At 68.7% G+C, this 26,920-nt stretch carries 30 protein-coding genes; 22 read left to right on the top strand and 8 right to left on the bottom strand.

Annotated elements, in window-relative coordinates; all coding sequences use genetic code 11:
• Nucleotides 1–128: 128 nt before the first annotated feature.
• On the top strand, nt 129–473 hold the full coding sequence (locus TX83_RS13975; RefSeq protein WP_064748581.1) for a hypothetical protein: 345 nt from the start codon (nt 129–131) through the stop codon (nt 471–473).
• Nucleotides 474–492: 19 nt separating this feature from the next.
• On the top strand, nt 493–861 hold the full coding sequence (locus tag TX83_RS22835; RefSeq protein WP_141233509.1) for a hypothetical protein: 369 nt from the start codon (nt 493–495) through the stop codon (nt 859–861).
• A 240-nt stretch (nt 862–1,101) separates the two neighbouring features.
• On the opposite strand, the gene TX83_RS13970 is transcribed toward TX83_RS22835, so the two are convergent.
• Nucleotides 1,102–1,455 carry a hypothetical protein gene (locus TX83_RS13970; RefSeq protein WP_064748580.1) on the bottom strand — a complete coding sequence of 118 codons (354 nt, stop codon included), beginning with the start codon at nt 1,453–1,455 and terminating at the stop codon, nt 1,102–1,104.
• Between the two features lie 280 nt (nt 1,456–1,735).
• On the bottom strand, nt 1,736–2,518 hold the full coding sequence (locus TX83_RS13965) for an AraC family transcriptional regulator (RefSeq protein ID WP_186442603.1): 783 nt from the start codon (nt 2,516–2,518) through the stop codon (nt 1,736–1,738).
• 327 nt (nt 2,519–2,845) lie between these two features.
• On the opposite strand from TX83_RS13965, the gene TX83_RS13960 reads away from it, so the two are divergent.
• Together TX83_RS13960 and TX83_RS13955 are read left to right on the top strand one after the other, a co-directional pair.
• Entirely contained in the window at nt 2,846–3,520 is a 675-nt protein-coding gene (locus TX83_RS13960) for a hypothetical protein (protein WP_075575170.1), read from the top strand.
• Nucleotides 3,521–3,764: 244 nt separating this feature from the next.
• Entirely contained in the window at nt 3,765–4,943 is a 1,179-nt protein-coding gene (locus TX83_RS13955; protein ID WP_141233508.1) for an alpha/beta fold hydrolase, read from the top strand.
• On the opposite strand, the gene TX83_RS13950 is transcribed toward TX83_RS13955, so the two are convergent.
• Nucleotides 4,944–5,459: a GNAT family N-acetyltransferase gene (locus tag TX83_RS13950; RefSeq protein ID WP_064748576.1), complete on the bottom strand. Its 516-nt coding sequence runs from the start codon at nt 5,457–5,459 to the stop codon at nt 4,944–4,946. It abuts the gene before it with no gap.
• A 259-nt stretch (nt 5,460–5,718) separates the two neighbouring features.
• Between TX83_RS13950 and TX83_RS13945 the strand changes: the two genes are divergently transcribed.
• The 15 genes from TX83_RS13945 (at nt 5,719) to TX83_RS13875 (ending at nt 19,146) form a co-directional block, all read left to right on the top strand.
• A complete protein-coding gene (locus TX83_RS13945; protein WP_064748575.1) occupies nt 5,719–6,189 on the top strand; it encodes a hypothetical protein in 471 nt (156 codons plus the stop codon).
• A 220-nt stretch (nt 6,190–6,409) separates the two neighbouring features.
• A complete protein-coding gene (locus TX83_RS13940; RefSeq protein ID WP_186442602.1) occupies nt 6,410–7,297 on the top strand; it encodes an alpha/beta hydrolase family protein in 888 nt (295 codons plus the stop codon).
• A 422-nt stretch (nt 7,298–7,719) separates the two neighbouring features.
• Nucleotides 7,720–8,400, top strand: coding sequence for an HvfX family Cu-binding RiPP maturation protein (locus TX83_RS13935; RefSeq protein ID WP_064748573.1), 681 nt, complete (start codon nt 7,720–7,722; stop codon nt 8,398–8,400).
• Between the two features lie 91 nt (nt 8,401–8,491).
• Nucleotides 8,492–9,004: an HvfA family oxazolone/thioamide-modified RiPP metallophore gene (locus TX83_RS13930; RefSeq protein ID WP_064748572.1), complete on the top strand. Its 513-nt coding sequence runs from the start codon at nt 8,492–8,494 to the stop codon at nt 9,002–9,004.
• Nucleotides 9,005–9,077: 73 nt separating this feature from the next.
• On the top strand, nt 9,078–9,920 hold the full coding sequence (locus TX83_RS13925) for an HvfB family MNIO-type RiPP peptide maturase (RefSeq protein ID WP_064748571.1): 843 nt from the start codon (nt 9,078–9,080) through the stop codon (nt 9,918–9,920).
• Complete coding sequence (locus TX83_RS13920) at nt 9,920–10,693, top strand: HvfC family RiPP maturation protein (RefSeq protein ID WP_064748570.1); 774 nt, start codon at nt 9,920–9,922, stop codon at nt 10,691–10,693. Before TX83_RS13925 ends, TX83_RS13920 begins: the two co-directional genes overlap by 1 nt.
• Nucleotides 10,690–11,358 carry a ferric reductase-like transmembrane domain-containing protein gene (locus tag TX83_RS13915; protein WP_064748569.1) on the top strand — a complete coding sequence of 223 codons (669 nt, stop codon included), beginning with the start codon at nt 10,690–10,692 and terminating at the stop codon, nt 11,356–11,358. The genes TX83_RS13920 and TX83_RS13915 overlap by 4 nt, the downstream gene beginning before the upstream one ends.
• On the top strand, nt 11,355–12,194 hold the full coding sequence (locus TX83_RS13910; RefSeq protein ID WP_079248227.1) for an alpha/beta fold hydrolase: 840 nt from the start codon (nt 11,355–11,357) through the stop codon (nt 12,192–12,194). Before TX83_RS13915 ends, TX83_RS13910 begins: the two co-directional genes overlap by 4 nt.
• Nucleotides 12,195–12,245: 51 nt before the next feature.
• On the top strand, nt 12,246–12,743 hold the full coding sequence (locus tag TX83_RS13905; protein ID WP_064748568.1) for a thioredoxin family protein: 498 nt from the start codon (nt 12,246–12,248) through the stop codon (nt 12,741–12,743).
• Nucleotides 12,744–12,817: 74 nt separating this feature from the next.
• Nucleotides 12,818–13,558: a response regulator gene (locus TX83_RS13900; RefSeq protein ID WP_064748567.1), complete on the top strand. Its 741-nt coding sequence runs from the start codon at nt 12,818–12,820 to the stop codon at nt 13,556–13,558.
• Nucleotides 13,555–14,883: an ATP-binding protein gene (locus tag TX83_RS13895; RefSeq protein ID WP_064748566.1), complete on the top strand. Its 1,329-nt coding sequence runs from the start codon at nt 13,555–13,557 to the stop codon at nt 14,881–14,883. Before TX83_RS13900 ends, TX83_RS13895 begins: the two co-directional genes overlap by 4 nt.
• Before the next feature lie 345 nt (nt 14,884–15,228).
• A complete protein-coding gene (locus TX83_RS13890) occupies nt 15,229–16,659 on the top strand; it encodes a hypothetical protein (RefSeq protein WP_064748565.1) in 1,431 nt (476 codons plus the stop codon).
• A gap of 471 nt (nt 16,660–17,130) precedes the next feature.
• Entirely contained in the window at nt 17,131–18,216 is a 1,086-nt protein-coding gene (locus TX83_RS13885; RefSeq protein WP_064748564.1) for a hypothetical protein, read from the top strand.
• A gap of 211 nt (nt 18,217–18,427) precedes the next feature.
• Entirely contained in the window at nt 18,428–18,643 is a 216-nt protein-coding gene (locus TX83_RS13880; protein WP_064748563.1) for a hypothetical protein, read from the top strand.
• 47 nt (nt 18,644–18,690) lie between these two features.
• On the top strand, nt 18,691–19,146 hold the full coding sequence (locus TX83_RS13875) for a GFA family protein (RefSeq protein WP_064748562.1): 456 nt from the start codon (nt 18,691–18,693) through the stop codon (nt 19,144–19,146).
• 49 nt (nt 19,147–19,195) lie between these two features.
• On the opposite strand, the gene TX83_RS13870 is transcribed toward TX83_RS13875, so the two are convergent.
• A complete protein-coding gene (locus TX83_RS13870) occupies nt 19,196–19,843 on the bottom strand; it encodes a class I SAM-dependent methyltransferase (protein ID WP_064748561.1) in 648 nt (215 codons plus the stop codon).
• 185 nt (nt 19,844–20,028) lie between these two features.
• Between TX83_RS13870 and TX83_RS13865 the strand changes: the two genes are divergently transcribed.
• Together TX83_RS13865 and TX83_RS13860 are read left to right on the top strand one after the other, a co-directional pair.
• On the top strand, nt 20,029–20,298 hold the full coding sequence (locus tag TX83_RS13865) for a hypothetical protein (RefSeq protein ID WP_064748560.1): 270 nt from the start codon (nt 20,029–20,031) through the stop codon (nt 20,296–20,298).
• Nucleotides 20,299–20,306: 8 nt separating this feature from the next.
• Nucleotides 20,307–20,672, top strand: coding sequence for a hypothetical protein (locus tag TX83_RS13860; protein ID WP_064748559.1), 366 nt, complete (start codon nt 20,307–20,309; stop codon nt 20,670–20,672).
• A gap of 147 nt (nt 20,673–20,819) precedes the next feature.
• Here TX83_RS13860 and TX83_RS13855 read toward each other — a convergent pair whose 3' ends face one another.
• From TX83_RS13855 to TX83_RS13840, 4 genes are all read right to left on the bottom strand, one after another.
• The gene (locus tag TX83_RS13855) at nt 20,820–21,983 is read right to left on the bottom strand and encodes a cystathionine beta-lyase (protein WP_064748558.1); all 1,164 of its coding nucleotides are present in this window, start codon (nt 21,981–21,983) and stop codon (nt 20,820–20,822) included.
• Nucleotides 21,984–22,333: 350 nt separating this feature from the next.
• Complete coding sequence (locus TX83_RS13850; protein WP_064748557.1) at nt 22,334–22,666, bottom strand: hypothetical protein; 333 nt, start codon at nt 22,664–22,666, stop codon at nt 22,334–22,336.
• 67 nt (nt 22,667–22,733) lie between these two features.
• Nucleotides 22,734–23,510, bottom strand: a complete 777-nt coding sequence (locus TX83_RS13845) for a LytR/AlgR family response regulator transcription factor (protein WP_064748556.1) — start codon at nt 23,508–23,510, stop codon at nt 22,734–22,736.
• A complete protein-coding gene (locus tag TX83_RS13840; protein ID WP_064748555.1) occupies nt 23,503–24,789 on the bottom strand; it encodes a sensor histidine kinase in 1,287 nt (428 codons plus the stop codon). The genes TX83_RS13845 and TX83_RS13840 overlap by 8 nt, the downstream gene beginning before the upstream one ends.
• A 449-nt stretch (nt 24,790–25,238) precedes the next feature.
• On the opposite strand from TX83_RS13840, the gene TX83_RS13835 reads away from it, so the two are divergent.
• Nucleotides 25,239–26,920 (top strand): RHS repeat domain-containing protein (locus TX83_RS13835; RefSeq protein ID WP_186442600.1); only part of this gene is annotated, 1,682 nt, incomplete at its 3' end.

The raw sequence follows: 26,920 nt of genomic DNA, 5'->3' as shown, positions 1-26,920 counted from the left end.
TGGTGTTTCAAAAGAATTGCGAAATTGTGACGAGCCAGTGCTCGGACTCGCGCCGTAGCCCTGGCAAGGCGGCTGGCCAGGCCTAGGGCGCCTCGGAACGTCGACATACGCACGCTCGATGTCGATCGATGCTCAACATAGGCATCGCGGGCAATCACGACGTTGGAGTCTTCGCTGGAATGGAAATCGATCACAATCCGATGCAGCTGCTGGAGGCAGAGGTCGGGCGGATCGTGGGGCTGCAGAGAGTCGCGGAGGCCGCGGAGTATATCCAGGATGCTGCTCCTCGGCCTGCGGAGCAGGCTGACATTGCTCGATTCAATGGTGTGATAAATGCAGTGAGCAATGCTGCCGGCCTGGAGATTCCTAATATGAGTGTCAAGATCAAGGCGGAGGGATTTCAGGGCGTCTTTCGTGTGGACGGTAGGTTGGACTCGCAGCGTCTGGATCGAGAGCTTGATAGGCGTAAGTGACCGCAGGGAGCTTTTTGAAATGGCGCTTTATCAGATTCTGGTGGAAGGGGTTTTTGTCACATCGCCGGAGCTTGGGAAAGATGTGGGCGGGTTCCATACGACCTTTTATGTAAAGGCCAATGGCGCAGCGAACGCTGTGCACCGTGTCGGCGATCCACTTGCTGAACGCATGTTGCGGCATCAAGTATTAGCTCGCCAGGCCAAATTACTGAAGGCGTATTTTTGGGTCGACGATTTGTGGGAGGTAAGCGAAGAGAAGTTTCTTCAGAACGAGGGGCGAGACTCCGGTTTCACCTTTTTTAGAATTGGACTTTTAGAGCGTGTACACCTTGCTCTTCGAAGGGAGCATTTCAAAATAGCTAAGCCATGGCTATTAATCGATGGGTAATTTTTCAGCGAAATGTAGGCTGTCGCTGATGTGGTATTTGCCGCTCTACCTGAGTTGGCAGAAGGAGCGCGTCGTAGAGGTTTCCCCTATCAATGTTGCGTTCTAAGAGCGGTTTCTGACCTCGGTCCGCAATGCGCTGGAAGAGATCTTGGGCGTTCCCTGACCGAGGCCCCTGCGAAGGTGATTGCGCCGTAGCAAACGCGGACGTCGCCAGGACGCCGCGTTCGCCGCTGCGCTCGCTCAAGCCGCATTCGCCGCCGCCACCGCCGCCCGGTTCGGCGTCGACCAGGCCCGCATTTCCACGTTGAAGCCGAAGTCCGTGGCCGGGTGCGAGTCGGCCACGCGCACGGCTTGCTCGTAGCTGTCGGCGACGAAGAACAGCAGGCCGGAGACGATGAGGTCGTCGCTGCGCACCAGATCGGAATGCGGGCCGGCGTGATGGCTGTCGGTGCTGAGCGAGTGCGGTACGAGGCGGTGGCCGGCGTCGATCTTCTGTTCGACCCAGAAGGCGATGTTCTGCTTCATGCGCAGTTCGTCGGCCGGGGCGAGAGGCTGTTGGCGGTTGCGGCGGAACAGCATGACGTAGGTGTTCATGGGGCGTGCTCCTCGTGTGGCGGTTACCGCATTGGGCGGTCAATAACTGTGATGCAGCTCTAGCGGTGGTGGTTGCATGCACTGCCGCTCGGTCGCGTTCGACCTGGGCCGTATGAGCTGCGCCGGGCGGGCGTACTTTGCGCCGGCCAGGCTGGGCGGGCTTGTAAGAATTCGGCGTTCGGCACCAAACGCTAGGCGTTCGAGCGTCGGCCGCCTTGCGGGCGTTGCGGCGTGCGTCGGGGCTGGGCGGCGCAGGTCGACTGGTTCGGGGCCTGCACGCTCAAGTCGTGCCGAAGTGGGCGCCGGGCGAGCGCCCGGTGGCGCGACGGAAGTCGTGGTTGAAATGGGCTTGGTCGTAATAGCCGGCGGCCAAGGCCAATCCAGCGAGGTCGATGCCGGGGCGGTAAGCCGCCAAAGCGCGCTCCAGCCGCAGGGTGCTGGCGTACTTCTTCGGCGTCACGCCGACGATGCGGCGGAAGCGGCGCTCCAGCGCGCTCTGGCTCAGGCCGATATGCCGGCTCAGCGTTTCGATGCGGGCGCCGGCGGGCGCGCGCTGCAGCCAGCCGATCGCCGCGGCAACCAGCGGATCGGGACGGGCGTTGCCGAGACGATGCAGCAGATAGGCTTCCAGCCGGTCCAGGCGCGCGGCCGCGTCGGCGGCGACGGCCAGTTGTTCGAGCAGGCGTTGAGTGCCGCAGTCGCGCTCGGCCAGATCGTCGAGGTCGACGGTGGTGCCGGCGAATTCGTCCTGCGGCGGCCGCAGCAGGGCCGCGGCGCCGACCGGGGTGAACTTGGCCAGGGCCAGGCCGTGGCCGCGCGGATGCTCGTGGCTGCGCAGGCGGTCGTGCAGGCCGGTGAAGGCGACGGTGGGCACGGCGCGCCCGTCGTCGAGCCGGCAGCGCTCGCGGAACGAGAACGCGAGCACCGAGGCGGTGTCGGGCAGATGGCTGTCGCGCACGTCCGCGACGCATTCGACGACGATCAATTGCTGCACGAACGGGCGCAACCCGGCGCAAGGCGCGCGTTGCAGCATGCGGACGTCGGTAGGCGAGGGCGCGGGCATGCGCTGATCCGGTTTCGGGAGGCGCCGTCCTGCGGAGCGGGTCGGCGAAGGCGTGGAGGTCGGACTTTGCCAAGCTAGGCCGCGCGCGAGGCGGCGGCAACCGACATTCGTCACCTCGAAACCCGCATCCGTGCAGGGCCGGGCGGCGTCGGCATGGCCGGGCCGGGTGGGGCGTCGGCGCCATGGCCGACGGGGCCGGGGCCGCGGACGGCGGTGCTCCATCGCGCAGGAGCCGCGATCGGCGTTGCGCCGGCTGCCGCATCACGCTACAAAGCGCCCAGCCCGCATCGGCCGCCGATGCGGGGCGCTTATCCGGAACTGTTCGCAATGGCCGTCCTCTCCGCTGTCCTGTACTTCCTCACCCACCACCCGTTCTGGGCGTTCGTGCTGCTGTGCGGGCTGGGCTTAGGGTTGGGCTGGCTGTGGGGGCGGCGGCGCGGCCGCGGCTGGTGGGGCGGGATCAGCATCGCCTTCCTGCTGCTGGCCCAGGCCAATCTGTTCGCCGGCCGCTATCTCAATGCCTGGTTCCTCAATGCGGCCGGCACCGAGGGCTCGGCGGTGGTGGTCGGCGCCAAGCGCACCGACGCCAAGCTCAACAACAGCACGGTCTATGCCTATGCCGCCGTGCTCAGGACGGCCGACGGACGCGATGTCCAGGTCGCGTTCGACACCTTGTCGGCGGCGATCCATCCGATCCGCAATGCGATCCTGATCCCTCCCCAGGGCGAGCGCTTCACGGCCAAGTACGTGCCGGGCTTCGAGCGCAATATCGTGATCCTGTCCGACCGTTCCGATTACGGCATTCGCCGCACTCTGATCGAGGATCGCGCCGCGGTCGATCAGGCTGCGGCCCAGCTTGCGGTCAGTCCGGCCAATCCCACGTTCCGTGCGGAGTACCGCGAAGCGCTGCGCGCCTTCCTGGCCAAGCACTACGGTTCGGACGATCCGGTGGTGAAGGAGTTCGAGCGCAAGAGCGCCGAGTTGGAGCGGGAGTCGCGCTGATTCCGGGCTGGTGCGGGCTGTGCGCGGCGAGGTTTGGCACCGGCTTTTCTGACCGAATCCCACGACGGCCGAAGCATCGCGACCTAGGCGCGCGCGAGTCTTGGCCGCCGTAAGGCACGTTGACCGTTCCCGCCCCTCGCGCACGTTATCGACAACGGGCCTCCGGATGCGCGTCGCGCATCGCAGCGGGGGACACGAAGCGATCGGCGGCAAAGGCCGCGGAGTGGCCACGGGGGAAGGACACATGAAAGCACGGACGATCATCGCGGCCCTGGCGATCCTGGGCTGCCTGGCCGGCAGCGGCTGCGTCAGCTATCCGGACAAGGCCTATTGGGATGTGCACGACGCCAGGCAAGTCGGCAGCCGCTCGCAACTGATGGCGATCGAGGTCAGCGAAAAGGGCGCCATCTTCCACCCCGAACAGCGCGAGCGCATGCGCCGCTGGCTCGGCGACGAATCGACCCGCGAACCGATCGTGGTGTTCGTCAACGGTTGGCACCACGACCCCAGCCAGGACGACCGGAACCTGCGCGATTTCACCGGCTTCCTGGGCAAGCTGGAAAGCCGGCTCGACGAGGCCGGCGTGCCGGTCGACAGCGTCGACGGGCTCTACGTGGGCTGGCGCGGCGACGAGTACGACCTGCGGTTGCCGGCGCAGTGGCTGGACTTTCCGACCATCTGGCCGCGCAAGCGCGCCTCGACCGAGGTCGGACGCAACGGCCTGAAGGAGATCGTGGCGATCTTGCAAGAGCTGCAAGGGCGGCAGTCGGCGCGACCGCTGGTGATCATCGGCCACAGCCTGGGCGGCTCGGCCTTGTTCCAGGCGATGCGGCTGAACCTGAGCGGCCCGGCCCTGGACGGCTCGGAATACATCATGCTCAATCCGGCGGTGTCCGAGCTGGAATTCGAAGGCCTGCAGACCGAACTCAAGAACGCGTTCGCCGCGCAACGCGCGGCGCTGGCCCAGGCCGAAGGCACGGCGGCCGACACCGCCGAGTACCAGCGCCAGCGCGAGTTCCTCGATCGCGACTATCGCAAGCTGGTGGTGCTGCAGGCGCAGGGCGACACCGCGGTCGGTTTCCTGCACCGGTTGGCGTTCAAGGGCACGCCGATCGGCTTCAGCGAATCCAGGCAGACCCATACCGCGCAGATCTGCGGCATCGGTGCGCCCTGCCCGGAAACCGACTGGCGCGGCTGTCAGCGCACCGTGCCGGCGCGGGTGCCGGCCGGGCGCGCCGGTTTCCTGATCACCGCGCGCGGTGCCGACGCCGAAGAATGCCGGGAGTCGACCCGAGAGCCGGTGTGGGTGATCGCCGGGCGCGATACGGTGTCGCGCAGCCACAACGACATCTTCAACGATGTGCAGGCCGACGCCCTGGCGGCGCTGGTGGTCGACTCGATCGAACGCCAGGCCCGGCGTTGATCAATCCCGCTCCGCGCCGGCTTCGACCGCCGGCGCGGGCCCACGCTCCTGCAGGTCCAGGACCAGGAATTGCGTGCCCGGTACCGGATTGAACACGTAGGGCGCGATCGGCGCGAACCCCAGCGAGCGATACAGTCGTTGCGCCGGCGCCATGCTCGGCAGGGTGTCCAGGCACAGGCGCGCGTAACCGGCGGCGCGCGCCTGCACGCAGGCACGCTCGGCCAGTCGCCGCCCGAGGTGTTCGCCGCGCGCCTGCGGGCGCACGTACAAGCGTTTCATTTCGGCGTCCCCGGCGGCCAGCGGACGCAGTGCGATGCAGCCCAGGGCCTGGCTTCCGCGCCAGGCGATCAGCAGCTCGCCGCGCGGCGGCGCGTACTTGCCGGGCAGACTGGCCAGTTCGTTTTCGAAATCCTGGAACGCGAGATCCACGTCCAGGCTTTGCGCGTATTCGCGCAACAGTTCGCGGACGCACGCCAGGTCCTGCGGCCAGCGGGCGGGACGGATGTCGATGCTCATGCCGGAACGATACGAATGAGGACGGAAGGACGCGGATGGGGCCGGGCCCGCGGTCGGCGCAAGCACTGTAACCGCTGCGGTCGCGGGCAACCGCCGGGTCGACACAGCGGGGACGGCATGCGTCGGGCCCGCCGCCTGCGAGCGGCGGTACGCAATCGCGCGCGATCCCTGTAGGCTGCGCCCTCGGCCGCCCATCGCGAAGCGGCAAGGGACGAAAACGATGCGGACAGGGACGGATCGGGCGCCGCGGCGCCTGCGGATGCGGGATCGGCTGGGCGCGCCCTTGCTGCTGTGCGCCAGCGCACTGTTCGCGCCGGCGCAGGCCGCGTGCCCGGCGACCGCGCAGGCTGCGACGGCCTGGCTGGCGCAACAGCCCGACCTCGGCCCACCGCTGTGCGAGCCGGAGTGCGTCGGCGAATCCAAGCTGTCCGGTCGCGGCTTGAGCGTGCTCGGCGTCGAACCGGTGCAGGTGCGGCGCGAGTTGCGCGACGGTCTGGTGCATCGGCTCGGGATCGAACTTCCGGGGCCACCGCAGCCTTACGTACGAGCGTTCCGCAGCGCCTGGGCCGACGCGCCGCCGAAAGGCAGCCGCGGCCGCTGCCGCGAGCGCGATTGCAATTGGGCGCTTGAAGGCGATGCCGCGGCCGCGCCGGCCGGCGCTTTGCGCGAAATGCGCCTGCTGCCGATGTTGGACGAGCCGACCTACCTGTTCTGCGAGTACGCGCTCTAGTCCGGCGCGCACAGGCCGGGCCGCGTGCGGTTGGGCGACGCGGGCTGAGCGGCGCATCCTTGGGCCGCCAGCGCCGTTACAATTCCCGCGCGACCGGCGCTGCGAGGGGGCGTCGCCGATGCGCGGGACGCGAGAGCGTCCGAAGCCGGGCCGCTGCGGCGGCCCGATCAGCCGGCCGATCCCGGCGGTCCGTTGTTGCCGAACTCTGGAAACCGCGCCCATGCCCCGATTCCCGCTCCGCACCGCGCTCGCCGCCTTGCTGGCGTTCGCCGCATGCCCGGCCTGGGCCGGCGAATCGCAGGCCGCCTATGTCGTTGCCGGGCGCAAGGTGATCGGCACCTTGAACCTGCCGGAGCGGGTGCGCAATCCGCCGGTGGTGCTGCTGTTGCCCGAGTTCGCCGGCAACCGCGACGAACGCCGTGGCGGCGCGGTCAAGGAAGGCGTGTACGCGCGCGCGGCACAGCGCTGGGCCCAGCAGGGCATCGCCAGCCTGCGCATCGACTATCGCTTCAACGGCGACAGCGACGGCCAGTTCGCCGACGGCAGCCTGGATGCGTTCGTGGTCGACGGCGTACAGGCGCTGGAATACCTGGCCGGTTCGGGCAAGGTCGACCCGCAACGCATGGCGGTGGTGGGCTGGGGCATGGGCGGCGCGGTCGCCAGCGCGGTCGCCGCGCGCAGCCGCTATCCGCTCGACGGCCTGGCGTTGTGGAACCCGGACGTCGACGTCGGCGCGGCCTTCATCCAGCGCCTGGGTCGCGACAAGATTCGCCAGGGACTGGCCGGCGGCAGCGTGCCGACCACGGTCGATCTGGCGGTCGGGCGCACCGTCGCGCTGAAGCAACCGTTCTTCGTCAGCCTGTTCACGCTGTCGCCGCCGGCGGAGATCGCCCGCTACGGCGGCCCGCTGATGGTCGCCGTCGGCACCCAGGACGAAATCGGCGCGCCGCAGCCGGCGCAGGCGGAAAGCCTGATCCGCTACCACGGCGGCGAAGGCGAGTTGCTGGTGCTGCCGATGGACCGCATGTTCAACCTGGGCAAGAGCCGGCGCCAGGTCGATGCCTTGATCGAGGCCACCGAAAGCTTCCTGCAGAACCATTTCCGCTGAGCTTGGCGCCCAGCGACGCCGTCGGTCCGCGCATCGGCGGAGGCGGCGATCGCGGTGCGTTGCGAGCGGTCCGGCGCAGCGCCGGTCTGCGTTTGTGGACGAGCCGCCGCCCGCTGGCATGAGCCGCGGGGCTGAGCCGCGCGCGATGGCCGCAATCCCCAGCCCCAGCCAGCGGCGCATGCCCGATCGCGCCGGGCGCGCTTGACTGCCGGTCGAGGGCGGCGAGCCGGCGCGCCGGCGAAACCCGGCCGCGGATCGGTCTCCGGCCTGCGTAGCCGCAGCGGCTTTGTATCGCACTGTATCCGCGCCGGGGGCGAGCAGGGTCCGGATACAAAAAGCGGTTCCCGGCGACACGGTGCGGATACCGCGTGCGGGCGAAATGGCGCCTCCGAAACGCAGCCGCCAACGCCCAGGAGCGCACCATGTCGACCGTCGCGACCCGCACCGATTCTTCCGCCCGCGTGCCGTTCCTGGTCCGCATCGACGCGGTAGGCCGCTGGCTGGCGCCGCTGGGCCTGCGCGCCCTGTTGGCGTGGGAATTCTTCGAAGCCGGACGCGAAAAGCTGCACGGGCAGAACTGGTTCGCCGAACTCGGCGGGCGGTTTCCGCCGCCGTTTTCCTGGTTCGGCGCCGACCTCAACTGGCACTTGGCGACCGGTCTGGAACTCGGCGCCAGCGTGGCCTTGTTGCTGGGGCTGGGCACACGCTATGCCGCGGCGGCGTTGTGGGTGCTGACCCTCGTCGCGATCGGCGCGGTGCACTGGCCGCAGCACTGGGCCAACCTGGCCGAGCTGTGGCGCGGCTACGCCATCACCGACGACGGCTACGGCAACTACAAATTGCCGCTGCTGTATCTGGCGATGTTGCTGCCGCTGATCTTGAACGGCGCCGGCCGGCTCAGCCTGGATGCGCTGATCGCCCGCCGCACGCCGGTTACGGCCAGCGCCGACCGCCGCGCCTGGGGCTGGACCGCATTGGCGATCGGCCTGTCGTTCGCGCCGCTGCTGCCGGTGTTCGGCGCCGCGCTGGCCGTGCTCGGCCTGGGGCTGCTGACGCTGAGCCGTTTACAGCCGCCCCGGCCGCTGGCCGCCGCTTCGCCCTGAGCGGCATTCGTTTTATCCATTCCGAATTCCCATCCCGTCGCAGACAGCGACTCACGCACGGCGCATCCGTGCTCTTCACTGGAGCAACCCGATGTCAGGTTCCGAAACCCGTACCTCCAAGACCTCCGAACGGCGTTCCGACCCGCGCGCCAAGCCCGCATCGGCCGGCGTACTCGGCGTGGCCCTCGCCGCGACCGCCTTGACCGGATTGTTCGCCGGTTCGGCCTTCGCCATGCAGCCGCTGGCGCAGGGCTATCTGCTCGGCGCCAGCCATGCCGGCGCCGAGGGCAAGTGCGGCGAAGGCAAGTGCGGCGCCAGCAAGCCCGGCAGCAAGGCCGCGCAGGCGGAAGGCAAATGCGGCGAGGGCAAGTGCGGCGACGCTTCGTTCGCCAAGACCGACCGCAGCGGCGACGGCCGGGTGTCGCGTGCGGAATTCCTCGCCGTGGCGCCGCAACGCGCCGCCGACTTCGCCAAGATCGACCGCGATCGCGACGGCTTCATCTCCGAGTCGGAGGCCTACGAGTTCCTCAAGGCCACCTATGCCGCGAACGGCAAGCCGATGCCGCCGGGCCTGTTCGCCAAGCACCCCGCCGGCGGCCGCTGAGCGCGGTCTTCCTCCCCGCGTCGCGCGATCGGTGCCAGGCACCGGTCGCGCGGCGACCCGCCCAGGACTTGCCATGGATACGACTCTCAATGCTCGCTCCGCCGGCCTCGGACTGCGCCGCGGCCTGCTGCCGGAACTGCTGGCGATGGACGCCGGCGCGGTGGATTTCCTCGAATGCGCCCCGGACAACTGGATCGGCGTCGGCGGCCGCTACGGCGAAGCGCTGGCCGAACTGTCCGCACGCTGGCCGATCAGCGCGCACGGACTGTCGCTGTCGCTGGGCGGCACCGCGCCGTTGGACACGCAGTTGCTGCGCCGCACCCGCGAGTTCCTCGACCGGCATCGGGTCGCGCTGTACAGCGAACATTTGAGCTACTGCACCGACGATGGGCATCTCTACGATCTGATGCCGATTCCGTTCACCGAGGAGGCGATCGGCCACGTCGCCGCGCGCATCCGCCAGGCGCAGGATGCGTTGGGGCGCCGGATCGCGGTGGAGAACGTGTCCTACTACGCCGCGCCCTACCAGGCCTTGAGCGAAGCGGACTTCATCGCCGCGGTACTGGCCGAGGCCGATTGCGATCTGTTGCTGGACCTCAACAACCTGAGCGTCAACGCGCACAATCACGGCTATCCGGTCGGCGAGTTCCTCGACCGACTGCCGCGCGGACGCATCGCCTCGTACCACATCGCCGGCCATTACGACGATGCTGAGGGGCTCAAGATCGACACCCACGGCGCTGCGGTGCGCGAGGACGCCTGGGCGCTGCTGGGCGAGGCGTATCGCCGTTTCGGCGTGCGTCCGACTGTGCTCGAGCGCGATTTCAACCTGCCCCCGCTGGCCGAGCTGCTGGGCGAAACCGAGCGAATCCGCGCCATGCAGCGCGCCTTCGTCCCCGTCGCGGAGGCCGCGTGATGAGCGCGCGCCTGCAAGAGCAGCAGTGGGCCCTGGCCCGGCATTTGCGCAACCCGCAGGCGAATCCGCCGCCGCCGGGCTTGCAGCCGCGCCGGCTGCGGGTGTATCGCGAGTTGTTCTTCAACGCTGTCGACGGCCTGCTGGCCGGCAGCTTTCCGGTGTTGCGCCAAACCCTGCCGTTGCCGCGCTGGACCGGGCTGTTGCGCGCTTTCTACGCGGATCACCGCGCGCAGACTCCGCTGTTCCCGCAACTGGCCGCGGAGTTCGTCGCGTTCGCGCAGGCGCTGCCGGACGACGGCACTGCGCCGGCTTGGTTGGCCGAACTGGCGCATTACGAATGGATCGAACAGGAACTGGCGCTCAGCGATGCCGTTCCGCCCGACGACGAACCGCAGATGGACCTGCTCGAAGGCGTGCCGCAGTTGTCGCCGTTGGCGAGGGTGGTGGCGTATCGCTGGCCCGTCGCCGAGATCGGGCCGGACTTTCAGCCGGAACAGGCGCCTGCGCTGCCGACGATGCTGCTGGTCTATCGCGATGCCGCGCATGAGGTGCGCTTCGTCCGGCTCGCCCCGCCGGCCTATCGCCTGCTGCACGCGATCGCGCAGCGGCGGGCTCGTGGCCGCGAGCACCTGCTGGCCCTGGCGGACGAAGCCGGCCTGCACGGGGCCGAAGCGCTGCGGCAGTGGCAGGCGCAAGGCCTGGAGCTGCTGCAACGACTGCGCGCCGCGGGCGCGATGGCGGCCGTTCCCCACATTCAAGGCGTTTCGTCATGATTGCCTACCGATCCGGCTTACGGCCGCAGGGCTGGCCTTTGTTCTGGTTGCTGGCGGCACTGGTGCTGCTGATGTCCGCGACGCTGCTGGCGGCGCACGCCGACCCGGTGGCCGGCGTGCGGGCGGTGATCCGCGCCACCGCACGCAGCTCAGTCGCGTTGTTCCTGAGCGTGTTCGTCGCTTCGTCGCTGACGACGTTGGTGCCGAACGGGCTGACCCGCGCGTTGCTGCGCGAACGGCGTTATCTCGGCCTGGCGTTCGCGTTCTCGCATCTGGTGCACGCGATCGCCATCGTCCGCCTGGGCCAGCTCGACCCCTCGTTCTGGCTCGGCCGCAGTGCGCTGACCAATCTGCCGGGCGGGCTCGGTTATGCCTTCATCGTCTTGTTGAGCGCAACCTCGTTCCATGCCCTGGCCCAGCGCATGGGCGCGCAGGCCTGGAAGCGGCTGCACACCGCCGGTGTGTGGGTCATCGCCCTGATCTTCGCGCTCTCGTACTTCAAACGCATTCCGACCGACCCGCTGTACGCGCTGCCGTTCGCGCTGATGTGCGCCGCGGTCGCGGTGCGCGCGGTCGGCAAATGGGCGCAATCGGAAAAGCGCCGCTGGGCGCGGCAACGCCGCGCACCGTCCCCTGTGTCCCCGAATCTGGAGCCTCAAGCATGAATCGCCATCTCCCGGCCGTTGCCGTCCTCGCGCGCCGTCCCCGTGCGCTCGTTCTCGCGCTGGCGCTGGCGCTGGCCTGTGCCGGTGCGGCGCCCGCGGCGTCGGCCGCCGATACGGCCGCGCCGGCGCCCGCCGCCACCGCGATCCTGGTCCACGGCGCGTTTGCCGATGCCGGCAGTTGGGCGCAGGTGGCCAAGCGTCTGCAAGCGCGCGGCCTGAACACCCTCAGCGTGCGCCTGCCGCTGACCTCGCTGCGCGACGATGCCGAAGCGACCCGGCGCGCGCTGCAGGCGGCGCCCGGGCCGGTGGTGCTGGTCGGACATTCCTGGGGCGGTACGGTCATCACCGAGGCGGGCGACGACGCCAAGGTGTCGGCGTTGGTCTATGTCGCCGCATTCGCGCCGGACGTCGGCCAGAACACGGCCGAGCAGGGCCGCGGCTATCCGACGCCGCCCGGGCTGGCCCATCTGGTCGCCAGCGACGGGCTGCTGCGCATCGACGAACAAGGCATGCGCGAGGATTTCGCGCAGGACCTGACGGCGCGCACCGTGCGCGAACTGTTCCGTACTCAGTCGCCGATCCACGCCCGCGCCTTCGACGACGCGGTCGCCCACGCGGCCTGGAAGGGGCGGCCGAGCTGGTATCTGGCCACGCGCCAGGACCGCATGATCGCACCGCAACTGCAGACCGCCACCGCGCAGCGGATCGGCGCGCAACTGCGGTCGGTCGAGGGCAGTCACGCCGCGCCGTTAGCGCATCCGGGCGAGGTCGCGGAGGTGATCCTCGAAGCCGCCGGCAAGCGCCCGCCGCCGGCGGCCGCGCACGAGGAGGGCTGAGTCGTGTCGGCGATGCGACCCTGGATCTGCGCCGCTGCCGCGGCCTTGACGATGGCGGCCTGCCTGCTGGCCGTCGCTTGCCGCGGTCAGGCGCAGGCCGAACCGGCAGGATCGGCGCCGGCGCCCGAGTTCGTCGGCATCGACCGCTGGATCAACAGCCCGCCGCTGACGCTCGCGGGCCTGCGCGGAAAAGTGGTGCTGGTCGAGTTCTGGACCTATGCCTGCATCAATTGCATCCACGTCACCCCGCACGTCAACGAATGGCACCGGCGCTATCGCGACCGCGGCCTGGTCGTGGTCGGCGTGCACACGCCCGAATACGAGGAGGAACGCAGGCCCGCCAACGTCCAGGCGGCGGTGAAGCGGTACGCAATCGAGTATCCCGTCGCGTTGGACAACGACTATCGGACCTGGAACGCTTATCGCAACCGGTTCTGGCCGGCGCTGTACCTGATCGATCGGCAGGGGCGGGTGGTCTACCGACATATCGGTGAGGGCGGGTACGAGGCCACCGACGCCAGGATCCGGGAATTGCTGGCCCGGGATTGACGCGGCCGGGTGGCATAATCGCAGCGGAGCCGGCGCCGCCAGGGCCGACGAAATTTGTTCGCAAGGTTGCCTGCATGGATCACGTAGATCACATCCTGGTCGTCGACGACGATCGCGAGATCCGCCAGATGGTCGCCGACTATCTGCGCAAGAACGGACTGCGCGCGAGCACTGCGGCCGACGGTCGCGAGATGCGCGCGGCACTGGACGGCGATGCGGTCGACCTGATCGTGCTCGATCTGATGATGCCGGGCGAAGACGGGCTGGTGCTGTGCCGCAACCTGCGCGCCGGCAAGCATCGCGCGATTCCGGTCTTGATGCTGACCGCGCGCGACGACCCCACCGACCGCATCGTCGGCCTGGAGATGGGCGCCGACGACTATCTGGTCAAACCCTTCGCCGCACGCGAATTGCTGGCTCGGATCAATGCCGTGCTGCGTCGCACCCGCATGCTGCCGCCCAATCTGCAGATCAGCGAGGCCGCGAGCCTGGTCGGCTTCGGCCGCTGGCGCTTGGATACCATCGCGCGCCATCTGCTCGATCCCGACGGCACCGCGGTAGCGCTCAGCGGCGCCGAATTCCGGCTGCTGCGGGTGTTCCTCGACCATCCCCAGCGCGTACTCAGCCGCGACCAGTTGCTGAGCCTGACCCAGGGCCGCGACGCCGAGCATTTCGACCGTTCCATCGACCTGCTCGTCAGCCGGGTGCGCCAGCGGCTGCAGGACGATGCGCGCGAGCCTAGCTATATCAAGACCGTGCGCAGCGAGGGTTATGTGTTCGCCATGCCGGTCGAGCTGATCGGCGGTGACGCGTGAACACGGCGCTGCGACGCGGCTGGCGACTGCTGCCGCGCACGATCGCCGCGCGGCTGTACCTGGTGCTGTTCGCCGGCCTGCTGACCGCGCACGCGCTGTCGTTCGCGTTGTTGTTCTACGAGCGCTACCAGGCCGCGACCTCGATGCTGATGAGCAATCTGGAGCAGGACGTGACCGTCGCGGTCGCGATCTTGGACCGGATTCCGGCGCAAGAGCGCGCCGACTGGCTGCCGCGGCTCAAGCGCCGCACCTTTCACTATCTGCTGGGCCCGGGCCAGGACGGCGCCGCGCTGGCCAGCGACGAGGCGCGCGAGTTCGTCGCCCGGGTCGGCGCCGCGCTGGGGCCGCGTTATCCGGTGCGGGCCAATGCCGTGTCCGCCGGGCCGGAGCGTTTCCAGATCCATCTGCGGCTGAGCGACGGCGAACCGGTGACCGTGGAAGTGCAGCCCTCGGCGATGCCGATCGCGCGCTGGCTGCCCTACGTGCTGGCGGCGCAGTTGGCGTTGCTGCTGGTGTGCACCTGGGGCGCGGTGCGGTTGGCGACCCGGCCGCTGGCGCAGTTGGCGCGTGCGGCCGAGTCGCTGAGCCCCGGCGGGCTGGGCCCGCGGTTGCAGGAAACCGGGCCGGTCGAGGTGGTCGGCGCGGCGGCCGCGTTCAACGCCATGCAGGACCGCATCGCCCAATACACCCAGGAGCGGCTGCAGATCCTGGCCTCGATTTCGCACGATCTGCAGACCCCCATCACGCGCATGAAGCTGCGTTGCGAGGCCATGGAAGAGGGGGGGCAGCGCGACAAGACCCTGGACGACCTGGGCGAAATGGAGCGTCTGGTGCGCGAAGGCATCGCCTACGCGCGCAGCGCCCACGGCGCCGCCGAGACGCCGTTGCGGATCGATCTGGACGCGTTCCTGCAGAGCCTGGTCTACGACTACCAGGACACCGGCCGTGCGGTGAGTCTGGGCGGCCGCAGCGGACGATTGCTGGTCACCCGGCCGAACGCCTTGCGGCGGATCCTCGCCAACTTGATCGACAACGCGCTCGCCTACGCCGGCAGCGCAGAACTGGAACTGGCCCGCGATGGCGATGCGGTGCTGCTGAGGGTTGCGGACCGTGGCCCCGGCATTCCGGAGGACCGGCTCGAACAGGTGATGCAGCCGTTCTACCGCCTGGAAGGGTCGCGCAACCGCGACAGCGGCGGTACCGGGTTGGGCCTGGCGATCGCGCAGCAGCTCGCGCCCTCGGCCGGCGCGCGCCTGCGTCTGCGCAATCGCGACGGCGGCGGTCTGGAAGCCCTGGTGCGCCTGGACGACGTCGCCGCCGTCTGAGCCGCGCATCGGCGGTTTGTAACCGATTTGTGCCGGCGTGATGCGCGCCGCTGTTGCCCTGGCGCGCGCGCGGCAGGTTGTTCCAGATTTGTGATTCTGTGGGCGGCGCAGCGCCGTTCATGACGATTCTGCACTCCGATAACGCGTTCGCCGATCGCGGCGACGTGTCCCCAGGAGAGAGAGTCCATGAATCGCCATCGTTCCATTCCCATCGTTCTTGCGTCGGCGACGCGACGGCTGTCCGCCGCCGCGCTGTTCGCCGGCGTCGTGTTGTTGAGCGGTTGTCCACGCCAGGACGCTGTGCCCGCGCCCGAGAGGGTTGCGGCGGCAGAAGCGTCCGCCGCCGTGGCGTCGCCGGCTCCGGTCGGCGGCATCGCCGATCGGGGCGTTTCGTCCCGACCCGGCGACGGCCGCACCGGCCGCGCCGTCGTCGCCGCCGAGCCGCCCGCACTGTGCAGCAGCGTGAAGCAATACGGCATCACCTTCGGCTTCGACCGCGCCTATCCCTGCGGCCAGTTCGCCAACGGCGACTTCTGGGTGGCGCCGGCGGGCGACAGCCAGGGCCGGGTGCGGATCATGTCGATCTCGCCGGGCTTCAGCAGCGGCCGCAACGGCTTCGAGGTCAACCCCTCCAGCGTCAGCCGCCACGGCTTCGACCGCACCGCCTACGGCTACGACGCGCGGCTGGTGCCGGCGCTGCCTTACTCCGCCGCGCCGAACCAGTCCATCGTCAAGGCGATCTCGCGCAGCGGCGACGAGAAGACCTCGCTGGAAACCGCCGCGGTACTGACCGTGCTCGCGGCGCCGCCGGCGGACAACGGCCGCGGCCTGTTCCGGCCGCCGTACTTCGGCAGCAAGAAGCCGCTGATCCCGGTCGCGCGGCTGCGCATGGACCGTCTGCCGGCGTACGCGCCGCTGCCGATGATGCCGGCCTTGAGTGCGGTGTCCGACCGGTTCCGCCGCGTGCAGCTCGATCATCAGCTCGGTTGGTCGGCCGACCAGATCCATCCCAAACAGAACATGCCCGACTACGGCGCGCAGATCGCGATCGACACCGCCTCGGCCGCGTTGCGGCTGATGGTGCGCGACGACGACGCGCAGCGTCGGCAGTTGGCCATGTTCCTCGCCCAGTACGCCCTGGATCTGCAGGCGGCGATGGAAGGCGGCCTGCATTTCTATGCCGACGGCGGCCACCGCCACGGCCGCAAGCTGGTGTTGACGCTCGGTTCCCTGTTGCTCGACGATGCGGCGATGGCCGCGCGCGTGCGCGACTTCCAGCAGGACACCTACCAGGAAGACGGTCAGCTCAGCATCGGCGCGGGCAGCGGCAAGGTGCTGTTCGGCAGTCCGTGCACGGTCGAGGAGTACTGGGAGAACCAGAACAACGGCACCAGCACGCGCGACTGCCGCGACCCGTACGGTTACATCGACGGCGGCCAGGAGCCGGCCGGCTACTACCAGTTCTGCTGCACGGCCAAGGGCTACAAGGCGGCGGCGCTGGCGCTGAGGCTGATGCCGTCGCTGCGCTGCGTATGGACCGACACGCGCATCCTGCTCTACGCCGACCGCTGGGTGAACCACGGCGCCTGGACCCAGCCCGACCCCTATCAGCCGCGCGGCAGCGGCGCGCTCGACAGCAATCCGAGCGACGGCACCGGCCGCTGGCCGGCCCTGCACGGCGCCGGCCGCGACGACGGCTACTACGGCGACGACTTCGCCGACGCGATGTGGGCCGCCTACCGCGGCCAGGCCGGCGATACGGTGCAGTGCCAGTAAGTCGACCGAGCGCGCATGATCGCGCTCAGCCTGCATCCCCCCTTTGAAAAAAGGGGGGGGGCTCTTAGTCAAAAGCAAACCTTCCGCGCGTCGAATTTTTGGATCGGCATCGATCAGCGCAGCGCGCAGCCCCCTTTTTAAATAAGGGGGCTTTTTTCGTCGCCCGATGAAGATTGGTTCAGCCCCGGAACGGCGAGGGGCACGGACAACCAGATCGCGCCAACGCGGCTGGGGCGCACACGTGCAGGCCATCTTCCTCAAACATGGGGCTTGAGTAGATCCACTCTCGCTTCCCTGGCCGGGCGCCCGGTGAACACTCATGGCCGCACCCGTCGCCCTATGACGTTTACGTCCCTGTGAGCGCACCCCGTTCCTCGGTCGCCGCGCTCGCGCCGACATGGCGGCGTCGCAGCCGTCCGACAAACCACGGTCGTACAGGGGGACCGAATGGCAAGAACGATCGCAGGATCGATGCGAGGCTGGGGCGTGGTCGCGCTGCTGGCGATGACGGCGCCGGCGTGGGCGCACAAGCTGGCGACCCATTCCACCGCGGAAGAGCGGCGACTGGCCGGAATCGGCAGCAGCACCTGGGTGTTCCTGGAACGACAACTCGCGCAGCGCTCGATGGTCGCCTTTACCGAGCCGGTGCACGAGGAAATCACCAATCGCATCTACGGCTGCAATGGCGACTGCGGCGGTCGCGAAGCGCTCGACGCGCCGGGTCCGGTGCTGGCCGGCGTGCGCTGGAACGACGATCCGCCGTTCCGGATGAGCGCTAATCAGGCCCGCGGCATGGGCTGCAAAACCCAGGAAACCATCCGCTTCGAAACCCAGCCCTTGTGCTGGGGCAGTCTGTTCGCCGACGCCAACAAAGGCGCCGCCGCCGGCAAGCGCTACGGTCCCGGCGACGCCATGCTGTACCGCACCCATTTCGGCGACTTGCAGTTCCTTCATGCCATGGCCAGCCGCGACGGCGAGACCGCGGCCGACACCAAGGCCAAGCTGATGGGCTGGATGGAGTTCGCCTGGCGCACGGCCCAAGGCGAATACAGCCTGGATACGCGATTGAAGGACTCGACCATCCCGGCGATCCAACAAGCCTTCGGCCGTAGCGAATGGCGCGTGCTGGACCTCTACACCCAGGGCGCCAGCGGCGGTTTGCGCCGCTACTACCAGGACGTCGCGTTCGGCTCCTTGCTGCATGCGCTGCAGGACAGTTACGCGGCCGGACATGTCGAGCGCGAAGCAGCCAGCGGCCTGCGCCAATGCACGATCGGCGCCGACCGGGTCGCGGCGCCGGGCGCGATCCTGGAATTCCATGCCTATAACCGCCAGGACCACGGACGCCACGCGGAAGCCGACACCCGCACGGCCTTCCTGCGCCGCTTCGAGGAAAAGGGCAACGTGGTCGAAGTGGGGCGCGTGCTGCTGCGCGCGCGCGACGAAAAGCGCGGCTGGGACGACGTGCGACCCTTCTTCGACTGCGTATTCGCCCTGCAGGCACCGAACGCGCCGGCCGGGCCGGGCGAATTCGGCCGCGGCCAGGGCACCGATTGAGGCGCCCGTATGCGGACGGCATCATGCTGTCCGCCACCCCCTTCGCCGCATTCCGGATCGCCGCCATGAACGGATACTCCCGCTGGAGCGCCCTGGCGCTGACCCTGGTCAGCCTGCCCGCCGCCGCATCCTACAGCGACGGCGCCTACGGTCTGTTCCTGGCTTTGTTCTCGGTGCCGGTGGCACTGGTCGCGATCGTGCTGACGATAGTGTGCTGTACTGGAAGCGCGCGTTCCATTCTCGCGGCTTCGCCTATGGCTACGTCGCGGTGTTCTGCGCCGCCGCCTTGGGGGTGGTGGCGATGTCGACGACGGCGGGCGAGACCGTCTCGGTGCTGACGGTGGCGGTGATCGAAGCGGTATTGTTGTTGCCGGTGGTCGCTCCGGCGCTGTTGCAATGTTGGTCGGCGAACGGGGACGACGACTGATCGGCGTGCCTGGGTTAGTCTGAGCCGACGTTTCCAAGAGTCCGGACATGCTCATCGAAGGCGCCTGCCATTGCGGCAACCTCCGCTACACCCTGGACTGGGCGCCGGAGCCGGAATCGATCCCGGCCCGCGCCTGCACCTGCACCTTCTGCGTCAAGCACGGCGGCGTGTGGACCGCCTGCGCGGGCGGCCGCCTGGATGTCGTCGTGCGCGATCCGCAGCGCGTCTCGCGCTACGTCTTCGGTACCCGCACCGCCGACTTCCATGTGTGCGCGGTATGCGGGGTCGTGCCGTTGGCGACCAGCGACATCGACGGCCGCCTGTACGCGGTGGTCAACGTCAACACCTTCGAAGCACTCGATCCGGGCCTGTTGCGGCATTCTTCATCCGACCTGGACGGAGAAACCCAGGCCGCGCGTCTGGAGCGACGTGCACGCAACTGGATCGGTACGGTGAGATTGCGCTTCGCCGACCGGGACGTCGTCGGCGCCGGCGAAGGCTGAGTCCGAAGGTCGCGCCAACAGCGGAGACCGGCCGGTCCGATCCGGATGCTCAGCGCTCGAAACGCATCATCCGCCCCGCATTGCGGCGACGCTCCAGTGGAATGTCGTAGCCGCGCGAGCTCAATGTGAAGCCGGCGGTCAGCATAGAGGCGGCGAAAGACGCGCAGTTTCCGCGGCCGGGGTCGGATATCAGCACTTCGGCTTCGGCCGTGGCGTAGTTGCGGATCAGATTCAGCAGCGAGCCGATATGGCCGCGTTCGTAGAGCACGTCGCTGCCCACGATCAGGTCGAATTTTCCCATGGAACTGTCCTGCGGACGTTCCCAGGCGAGATCGTTGAAGGGGATCGGCTTCAGGCCGTTGAGGCGGGCGTTGTGGGCCAGGAATTCGTTGGCGAGCGGATGATGATCGCTGGCGGTGATGTCGGCGCCGCGCTTCTTCAACACCAGGCTGGACAGTCCCAGGCCGCAGCCTATTTCCAGAATGCGTTTTCCGTCGATCCGGTACGACAAGCTTTCCCGGGCCAGCTCGATTCCCGCCGGCCACAGTTGCCCGAACAGGCTCCATAACGCCGCAGGAACGCCTGCGCGCTCGGCCGTACGATCCGGATCGTGGAACTGCTGGCGATCCTTCAAGGCGCGAATGCGATAGACGACGTCGCCGATCGGGACGTCGATAAGTCGAGTGCAGAACGGCAAAAAACGCCTCAGATGACGCCATCGCGTCGGGTCAGGCAGAGGCGGGCGATGCCGCCGATGGATCGCGAGTGCTCGGGTCGCCACCCGACCATACGCGCATGCAGCGCGAATAGCGAGTTTTATTTTCTTTCGCCCGTTCATGCGTCCCAGCGCGCATACTCGTTCGAAGATTGCAGAGAGCCGCTATGGAAGAACATGTCGAGTGGTTCCACTTCACCCTGTGCCGCGATCAATCGGTCGGTCCGATCGAGTTGCGTCGGATATGGATGGAGGCGAGCGGGACGACCAACATTTCGGTCGGCCGCGATCACCGCGCCATGCTCGGCAAGCGAGCGGTGGTGTATTCGCTGCGCGCATCCCCGCGCCTGGCCAATCTGCACGCGATCGAAGCCCGATTGCGTTTCCTGCTCGCCCAGGCGCGGTTGAACAGCGTGCTTACGGTAGTCACGCATTGAGGTGATGCATGCAATTGTTCGATATAGCGGTCGGCCGGTGCCGGGCGATCGAAGGCGGAACGGTCACGATCGGTCTGGACAGCGCGATCGTCAGCCGTCTGGTGCCCGGCTATCCGTGGCGGATGTCCGGTACCAGCGTGTTGCGCCTGAGCCTGAGACTGTGCAGCAAGCGCTTTCCGTTGGAGCCGGGACGCGAGACCTTTCTGCAGCGCGAAGAACTGATGCGCAATCCCAGCGCGAGCCTGGATTTGCTCGGCGACGGCAATTTCGTACCGGTTCGCCTGCGCGCGTTGAGCGACGGCGAGGAGCCGCAGATCGTCAAGCCCGCGGCCAAAACCCCGCGTTCGAACCTGCCGCAGTCTCGCCGGTCCTGAACGCACTGCGGTAAGGCTTCCCCGCCGTCGCGTGCGTATCCCGCCGGTGCGCTCGACAGATCGAAAGCGGGCGCGATGCGGCGCGCGGCCCAGGTCGACGCATCGCCGCAGCCAAGCCGCAAGGCATTCCCGGCGGCGGAGCCTCGCTCAATCGGCCAGATCGGCGAAGGCCTGGCGCAGATCCGCCAGCAGGTCCTGCGGCGACTCCAGGCCGATGTTGAAGCGCACCAGGTTGCGTCCCGGCGCACCGTGATCGCGGCGCAGGCCGAAGAAGGGCATGACCAGGCTGGTGACGCCGCCCCAGCTGTAGCCGATCTTGAACAGCTGCAGACGGTCGAGCGCGCGCACGATCGCATCGACCGACAGCTCGGGCCGGAACAGCGCCGAGAACACGCTGGCCGAGCCGTTGAAATCGCGGCGCCAGATCTCGTGGCCGGGGCTGCCGGGCAGGGCCGGGTGCAGGACGCGTTCGACATCGGCGCGCGCCGCCAGCCAGTGCGCGACTTCCAGCGTGCTGGCCTGCAACTGGGCCAGGCGCACGCCCAGGGTTTGCAGGCCGCGCAGAGCCAGGCTGCAATCGTCCGGAGACACGCCCATGCCCAGCAGTTGATGGGTGTCGCCGATGCGCTCGTACAGCGCGCGGTCGCGCACGGTGACCGAGCCCAGCAGCAGATCGCTGTGGCCGCCGACATACTTGGTCAGCGCTTGCATGGTGATGTCGACGCCGTGGCCGAAGGCGTCGAACAGAACGCCGGCGGCGTAAGTGTTGTCCAGCGCGACGGGCAGGCCGACGGCGTGCGCGGCCGCGGCGATCGCCGGCACATCCTGTACTTCCATGCTGACCGAGCCCGGGTTCTCGCACCACACCAATTGGGTGTTCGGACGCAGCCGCTCGGCGATGCCGGCGCCGAGCAGGGGCGGGTAGTACTCGGCGTCCACGCCAAGGCGTGCGAGCACGCGGTCGGCGAACTCGCGGTTGGGACCGTAGGCGTTATCGGGAATCAGCACATGCCCGCCTGCGGACAGCAGGCTGAGGCCGATCAGGCTGATCGCCGCCTGGCCGCCCGGGGTCAGGAAACAGTGCCGGCCGCCCTCGAGTTCGGCGATGCGCGCGCCCAGTTCCAGGCTGGTCGGCGTGCCGTACAGGCCGTAGCTGTACGGCGCCTGCTGTTGGTCCCAATGATCGAGCACGCGCCCCGCGCTGGAGAACAGCGTGGTAGAACCGCGATAGGTCGGAGTGGCCAGCGACTGGAAGCCTTCGGGAGCCCGCGCTTGCGGATGGACCAGTTTGGATTGCCAGGAAAGCGACATGGGAGCGCCGATGCGATGACGTGGACGGGGCGCGGCTTGGGCCGCCGAGCGAGTCTAGCGCCGGGCGAGCCGGGTGCGCCTGCGATTACGCCGCAGTTTGGCGGCGAGCGAACGCCGGCGCGCGCTCGCCGCCGATGCGCCGCATGGCGCCGCCGCGGCAGGCGCTTTTCAGGCGCGAGGTAAGCCGCGGGAGCCGAAGCGGTTCGAGGCTGCATTGCGATCCAACGCTGCCGCGCGCAGCGGCTCAAAGAGGCCGGACGGGTCGGCGCTCGGAGGCGAAGTCCAGCGCACGCGGCCGTGATCGGCCGCGGCAAGTGCCGCTACGGCAACCGCCCGCGTGGTGGCGGCGATCACTTCGGGGCCGGCCGGCAATCCCGATCCAGGGCCTCCGGCCCGGCGCCGGCGCAGACTTTGAAGCCCGGTGCCAGGCCGACGATGTCGCGCCGTTCGCCCACGGCCACGGCGAAGCGTTCCGGCGCGGCCTCCGCCGAATACAGGCTGTAGTGGCAGTGGCCGCTGCGGCTGGCGGCGCATTCGAAACGGCTGATGTCGCCGGTGATGCGCACCTGGCTGTCGATGACGACGTGGCCGTCGGCGCTGACGCGGTGAGCGATCGTCTGGCCGCCGCCGCTGCAACCGAACAGCGCCAGCAGGTAGTAGAGCAGAGCCATCAGGTTGCGCATGGGGTCGTCCTTGGAAGAGAAACAGTCCGCAGCCGCATTGCGTGGTCCGCTACGGCAGGGCGCGCCGCTACATGGCGCGGAACAGGGCCATGAACGGCTGGCTGACGCTCAGCGTTTCGCTGCGCTGGCGCAGACGCACCGTGCCCTTGCCGCTGTCGTCGCGCACGATCGAGGCGATCGCCTTGAGGTTGACGATGGTCGAGCGGTGGATCTGCTTGAACAGATTGCCGTCCAGCACTTCCAGCAGTTCGCGGATCGGCTTGCGCAGCACCGCTTCGCCTTCCGCGGTCACGACCGTGGTGTACTTGTTGTCGGCGCGGAAATAGATCACGTCGTCGACCAGGATCAGCCGGGTTTCGCGGCCGGCGCTGGCGGTGATCCAGGTCAGCGCCGTGGCGTCCGGCTTGCCGCGTTGCGCGCCCAGGCGCTGGCCCAACTCGGCGATGGCTTCGCTGTCGGCGGCGGTGCCGGCGCGTTGCTGCAGGCGCTGCACGGTCACTGCCAGGCGCTCGGCGGTGACCGGCTTGAGCAGGTAGTCGATCGCGCCGTGTTCGAAGGCGTCGATCGCGTACTGGTCGTAGGCGGTGACGAACACGATCCGGGTCAGCGGGCTGACATCGCCGGCCGCGCCGGCGACATCGATCCCGGTCAGTCCGGGCATGCGGATGTCGAGAAAGGCGATGTCGGGCCGATGTTCGGCCAGAGCCTCCAGCGCCTCGGCGCCGTCTTCGCATTCGGCGACGATGCGCAGCTGCGGCCAGGCCTCGCCCAGCGTTTCGACCAGCGACCGGCGCAGCAGTGCTTCGTCTTCGGCGACCAGCGCGGTCAGCGTGGGCTTAGCCATGGACGGTCTCCTCTTGCCGCGCCAGCGGCACGCTCAGGGTGGCGGCGACGCCTTGCGGGAAGTTGGCGACCACGGCCAGTTGCGCATCGTCGCCGTAGACCAGCTGCAGGCGTTCGCGCACGTTGCGCAGGCCGATGCCGGTGCCGCTGTTGGCGGCGTTGAGGCCCAGGCCGTCGTCGGCCACCGTGATCGCCGCGCGCTGCTCGTTGCGCCGCGCCAGGATCCACACCATGCCGCCGCCCGGTTTGGGTTCCAGGCCGTGCTTGATCGCATTCTCGACCAGGGTCTGCAGCATCATCGGCGGCAGCGGCAGGCTGCGCAGTTCGTCGGGCACGTCGATCTGCAAGGCCAGCCTTGCGCCCATGCGCAGCTTGAGGATTTCCAGATAGGCGCGCGAGCGGTCCAACTCCTCGCCGAGCGTCGACAGCGCGTCTTCGGTGCGCGGCAAGGACTTGCGCAGGAAGTCGATCAGATGGCCGAGCATCTCGTCGGCCTTGGCCGGGTCGTTGCGGGTCAGGTACTGGGCGCTGGCCAGGGTGTTGTAGAGAAAATGCGGCTCGACCTGGGCATGCAGCAGGCTGAGCTTGGCCACCGCCAGTTCCTTTTCGGTTTCGGTGCGGGTGACCGCGGCGCGTTCGTTGCGGCGGCGTTCGGCGATGCGTCGGGTGATGGCGCGGACGATGGCCTCGGCGTTCTCCAGATTGGTGCCGCCGTCGACCCGGAACCAGTCGCTCCAGGCGCCGGCTTCCGGTTCGCAGATCAGCACGATGCGGCCGCTGTCTTCGCCGGGCTCGACCGTGGCTTGGATCTGGTTGCGGCCGTGGCCGCGCATGCCGGTGAGGTCGCGGACTTCGCGATCGCGGCCGTACAGGTTGTGCCGACGCACCTTGGCGCGCACCTGCAGGCTGTCGCGCGCGCTTTCGATTTCCTCGACCCGCGGCAGCTCGCGGATCGCCGCATCGAGCAGATCGAAGGTCTCGCCGGCTTCGAACGGCACCTCGATCTCGCGCCGCTGACGGTTGTGCAGCGCGCCGCGGTCGATGTGGCCGGCGATCAGCCGCACGCGGCGCACGTGGCTGAAGGCGCCGGTGACCACGTAGGCCACCACCAGCATGCAGATCAGGAACAGCGGGGTGGGGTCCTGGTACTGCAGGCCCGGCGTCACCGAGGCGAACAGCGCCATCAGCAGGAACAGGCCGAACCAGGCCAGGGCGAGGCGGGCGATGAAGAAGAAGCTTCGGATCACAAGGGCGATGCCATGGCGGGATGGGCGCAGCATAGTGCTGCGGCGCCTGGGCGGAAGCGGGGCGGCGACGAAGGCCGGCTTGCGGCGACGAAGCCGGGACGGGGCGGAGCGAAGCCTGGCGGCGGTAAGCGCTGCAGTGGCGGGCTGCGGCGCCGCGGCCTTCGAAGGCGCCTTGCCCGGAAATTGTGATGCGCAACAAGGTTCGGGAACCCGTTCAGTCGCCGTCGCAACTTCCGCAATCGGTTTGACTAGGCTAGGCGACAACAACCCGGAACTGCGCAAATGGATTTGCCGCCCGAACAGCCGACGCCCGCCGTCCACGCCTCGCGCCCGCGTCGCTCCCGTCCTCCTTTCCCATCGCCGCCATCGCGGCCGGCCGCGATCGACCCGCGTCCGGTGCGCCGTCGCGACGCCCGCCGTTTTGCCGTCTCCCCCGGCCGCGCCTGCGGCTGCATCGCATGAACCGTCCAAGGAACCGACGCATGCCCCCCATCGAAGGATCGTCACCCCTGTCCGTACCACCGCGCGGCGCCGTGCCGCGCACCTGGCTGACCGGCCTGCTGTTGACCGCCGCCGCACTGTCGGCCGGCGGAACGGCCCAGGCCCAGGAGGCCGGCAAGCAATGGACCAGCACCTGGACCAGCAACGGCCCACGCCTGACCGAGCGCGAGATCCAGCAGGACATCGAGGCCTTGTTCGCGCCGTACTCGTCCTACGGTCCGCTGAGCTTCCAGGTCGTCAGTCAGGTTCACCTGCCGGACCGCACCGCCTATTACTACGGCATCGAACCGATGCCGCCGACGACGGAGCCGTGGTCCTACACGCATTCGACCGATCCCGACTACATCCCGGGGCCGACCCTGGAGGGGGTGGTCGATCAGCTCAGGCAGCACCTGGACCAGCGCAGCCTCGATGAAGGTTGCACGCCGAATACCGCGATCACGCTGGCGCCGGCTTGGGACGTCAGCCTGACCTGGGTCGACGACAAGACCAGCGCGGTCGAGACGCGCGCCTACGACGCCAACTACGTGATCAAGGACGCCGACGGCGTCTGCGGTTTCATCGCCAACGATAGCCAGTACCTCGAACGCACCCGCGACGTGCATTGCCCCAACACCGTCGCGATGGGCTGGGACGCCGCCGAGCAGGCTTGCGCCGGCAGCTTGCAGCCGATGGCTTACCTCAGCCCTCCGCTCGTGCCCGACTGCCCCGACGGCGGCTGCGACCCCGCTTCGGGCGACAAGATGCGCCCGGAGCCGGACTTCGACCTGGGCTGGGTCTCGTTCACCCGCATCTATCGTTCGTCTTCCTCGAGCCAACAGGGCGGTTTCGGCCTCGGCTGGACCCATTCGCACAACCTGCGCCTGAGCATCGGCGCCGATCCCGCCGCACCGTCCGACCCCACCCAGCATTTCGGCCTGATCCAGGCCGACGGCAGCCAGATCTCGTTCAAGCCGCTCGGCGCCGGCGTCTACGAGGCACGCGACGGCAGCGGCGATCGGCTGGTCGCCGATGGCAGCCAGTGGCTGTTGTACCGGGTCGAGGAAGTGCTGCGCTTCGACGCGCGTGGCCGCCTGATCGAGCGTCGCTTCGAGGACGGCAATACCCTGGCCTATGCCTATGACGATCTCGGCCGGCTGGCGACCATCACCCATCACAGCGGCCGCAGCCTGGTGTTCGAGTATCTGGGCGCCGGCCGCAACGCTCCCATCGCGGCGATCCGCTCGGCCGGCGCGTTGCTGGCCAGCTACGGTTACACCAACGGCACGGTGAGCAGCGCGACCTATGCCGGCGGCGGCGCACGCACGTATCACTACGAACATCCGCAGTTCAAGACCATGCTGACCGGCGTCACCGGCGAAGACAACCAGCGCCAGAGCACCTTCGGCTACGACGCCAAGGCCCGGGTCGGCTCCAGCCAGAACGCCGGCGGCGCCGACGGCCGCACCCTCAGCTATCCGGCCAGCGGCGGCGCGGTGATTACCGACGCGCTCGGCAAGCAGACCACGTACGCGCTCGGCCCGGCCAGCCCCAGCAACCAGCCGCGCAAGATCGGCGCTATCACCGACCCGCGCGGCACCGTCACGCGCACGTTCTATACCGAGACCGTCGACTTCCGCCGCCGCCTGGACACCGTCACCGACCGCAACGGCACCCAGACCAA

The organism is Lysobacter antibioticus HS124 (genome assembly GCF_000336385.2).
Lineage (GTDB): Bacteria > Pseudomonadota > Gammaproteobacteria > Xanthomonadales > Xanthomonadaceae > Lysobacter > Lysobacter firmicutimachus.
The sequence above is the reverse complement of the archived record's forward strand: the minus strand, read 5'-3'. Positions and strand labels throughout refer to the sequence as shown.

What these genes read in the sequence shown, in the direction of transcription:
- TX83_RS13860 (WP_064748559.1), top strand. Translation starts at nt 20,307, where the DNA reads ATGCAATTGTTCGATATAGCGGTCGGCCGGTGCCGGGCGATCGAAGGC.
- TX83_RS13970 (WP_064748580.1), bottom strand. Translation starts at nt 1,455, where the DNA reads ATGAACACCTACGTCATGCTGTTCCGCCGCAACCGCCAACAGCCTCTC.
- TX83_RS13940 (WP_186442602.1), top strand. Translation starts at nt 6,410, where the DNA reads ATGCCCCGATTCCCGCTCCGCACCGCGCTCGCCGCCTTGCTGGCGTTC.
- TX83_RS13845 (WP_064748556.1), bottom strand. Translation starts at nt 23,510, where the DNA reads ATGGCTAAGCCCACGCTGACCGCGCTGGTCGCCGAAGACGAAGCACTG.
- TX83_RS13910 (WP_079248227.1), top strand. Translation starts at nt 11,355, where the DNA reads ATGAATCGCCATCTCCCGGCCGTTGCCGTCCTCGCGCGCCGTCCCCGT.
- TX83_RS13915 (WP_064748569.1), top strand. Translation starts at nt 10,690, where the DNA reads ATGATTGCCTACCGATCCGGCTTACGGCCGCAGGGCTGGCCTTTGTTC.
- TX83_RS13945 (WP_064748575.1), top strand. Translation starts at nt 5,719, where the DNA reads ATGCGGGATCGGCTGGGCGCGCCCTTGCTGCTGTGCGCCAGCGCACTG.
- TX83_RS13865 (WP_064748560.1), top strand. Translation starts at nt 20,029, where the DNA reads ATGGAAGAACATGTCGAGTGGTTCCACTTCACCCTGTGCCGCGATCAA.
- TX83_RS13920 (WP_064748570.1), top strand. Translation starts at nt 9,920, where the DNA reads ATGAGCGCGCGCCTGCAAGAGCAGCAGTGGGCCCTGGCCCGGCATTTG.
- TX83_RS13855 (WP_064748558.1), bottom strand. Translation starts at nt 21,983, where the DNA reads ATGTCGCTTTCCTGGCAATCCAAACTGGTCCATCCGCAAGCGCGGGCT.
- TX83_RS13955 (WP_141233508.1), top strand. Translation starts at nt 3,765, where the DNA reads ATGAAAGCACGGACGATCATCGCGGCCCTGGCGATCCTGGGCTGCCTG.
- TX83_RS13975 (WP_064748581.1), top strand. Translation starts at nt 129, where the DNA reads ATGCTCAACATAGGCATCGCGGGCAATCACGACGTTGGAGTCTTCGCT.
- TX83_RS13950 (WP_064748576.1), bottom strand. Translation starts at nt 5,459, where the DNA reads ATGAGCATCGACATCCGTCCCGCCCGCTGGCCGCAGGACCTGGCGTGC.
- TX83_RS13840 (WP_064748555.1), bottom strand. Translation starts at nt 24,789, where the DNA reads ATGCTGCGCCCATCCCGCCATGGCATCGCCCTTGTGATCCGAAGCTTC.
- TX83_RS13850 (WP_064748557.1), bottom strand. Translation starts at nt 22,666, where the DNA reads ATGCGCAACCTGATGGCTCTGCTCTACTACCTGCTGGCGCTGTTCGGT.
- TX83_RS13925 (WP_064748571.1), top strand. Translation starts at nt 9,078, where the DNA reads ATGGATACGACTCTCAATGCTCGCTCCGCCGGCCTCGGACTGCGCCGC.
- TX83_RS13900 (WP_064748567.1), top strand. Translation starts at nt 12,818, where the DNA reads ATGGATCACGTAGATCACATCCTGGTCGTCGACGACGATCGCGAGATC.
- TX83_RS13885 (WP_064748564.1), top strand. Translation starts at nt 17,131, where the DNA reads ATGCGAGGCTGGGGCGTGGTCGCGCTGCTGGCGATGACGGCGCCGGCG.
- TX83_RS13960 (WP_075575170.1), top strand. Translation starts at nt 2,846, where the DNA reads ATGGCCGTCCTCTCCGCTGTCCTGTACTTCCTCACCCACCACCCGTTC.
- TX83_RS13935 (WP_064748573.1), top strand. Translation starts at nt 7,720, where the DNA reads ATGTCGACCGTCGCGACCCGCACCGATTCTTCCGCCCGCGTGCCGTTC.
- TX83_RS13905 (WP_064748568.1), top strand. Translation starts at nt 12,246, where the DNA reads ATGGCGGCCTGCCTGCTGGCCGTCGCTTGCCGCGGTCAGGCGCAGGCC.
- TX83_RS13875 (WP_064748562.1), top strand. Translation starts at nt 18,691, where the DNA reads ATGCTCATCGAAGGCGCCTGCCATTGCGGCAACCTCCGCTACACCCTG.
- TX83_RS13930 (WP_064748572.1), top strand. Translation starts at nt 8,492, where the DNA reads ATGTCAGGTTCCGAAACCCGTACCTCCAAGACCTCCGAACGGCGTTCC.
- TX83_RS13965 (WP_186442603.1), bottom strand. Translation starts at nt 2,518, where the DNA reads ATGCCCGCGCCCTCGCCTACCGACGTCCGCATGCTGCAACGCGCGCCT.
- TX83_RS22835 (WP_141233509.1), top strand. Translation starts at nt 493, where the DNA reads ATGGCGCTTTATCAGATTCTGGTGGAAGGGGTTTTTGTCACATCGCCG.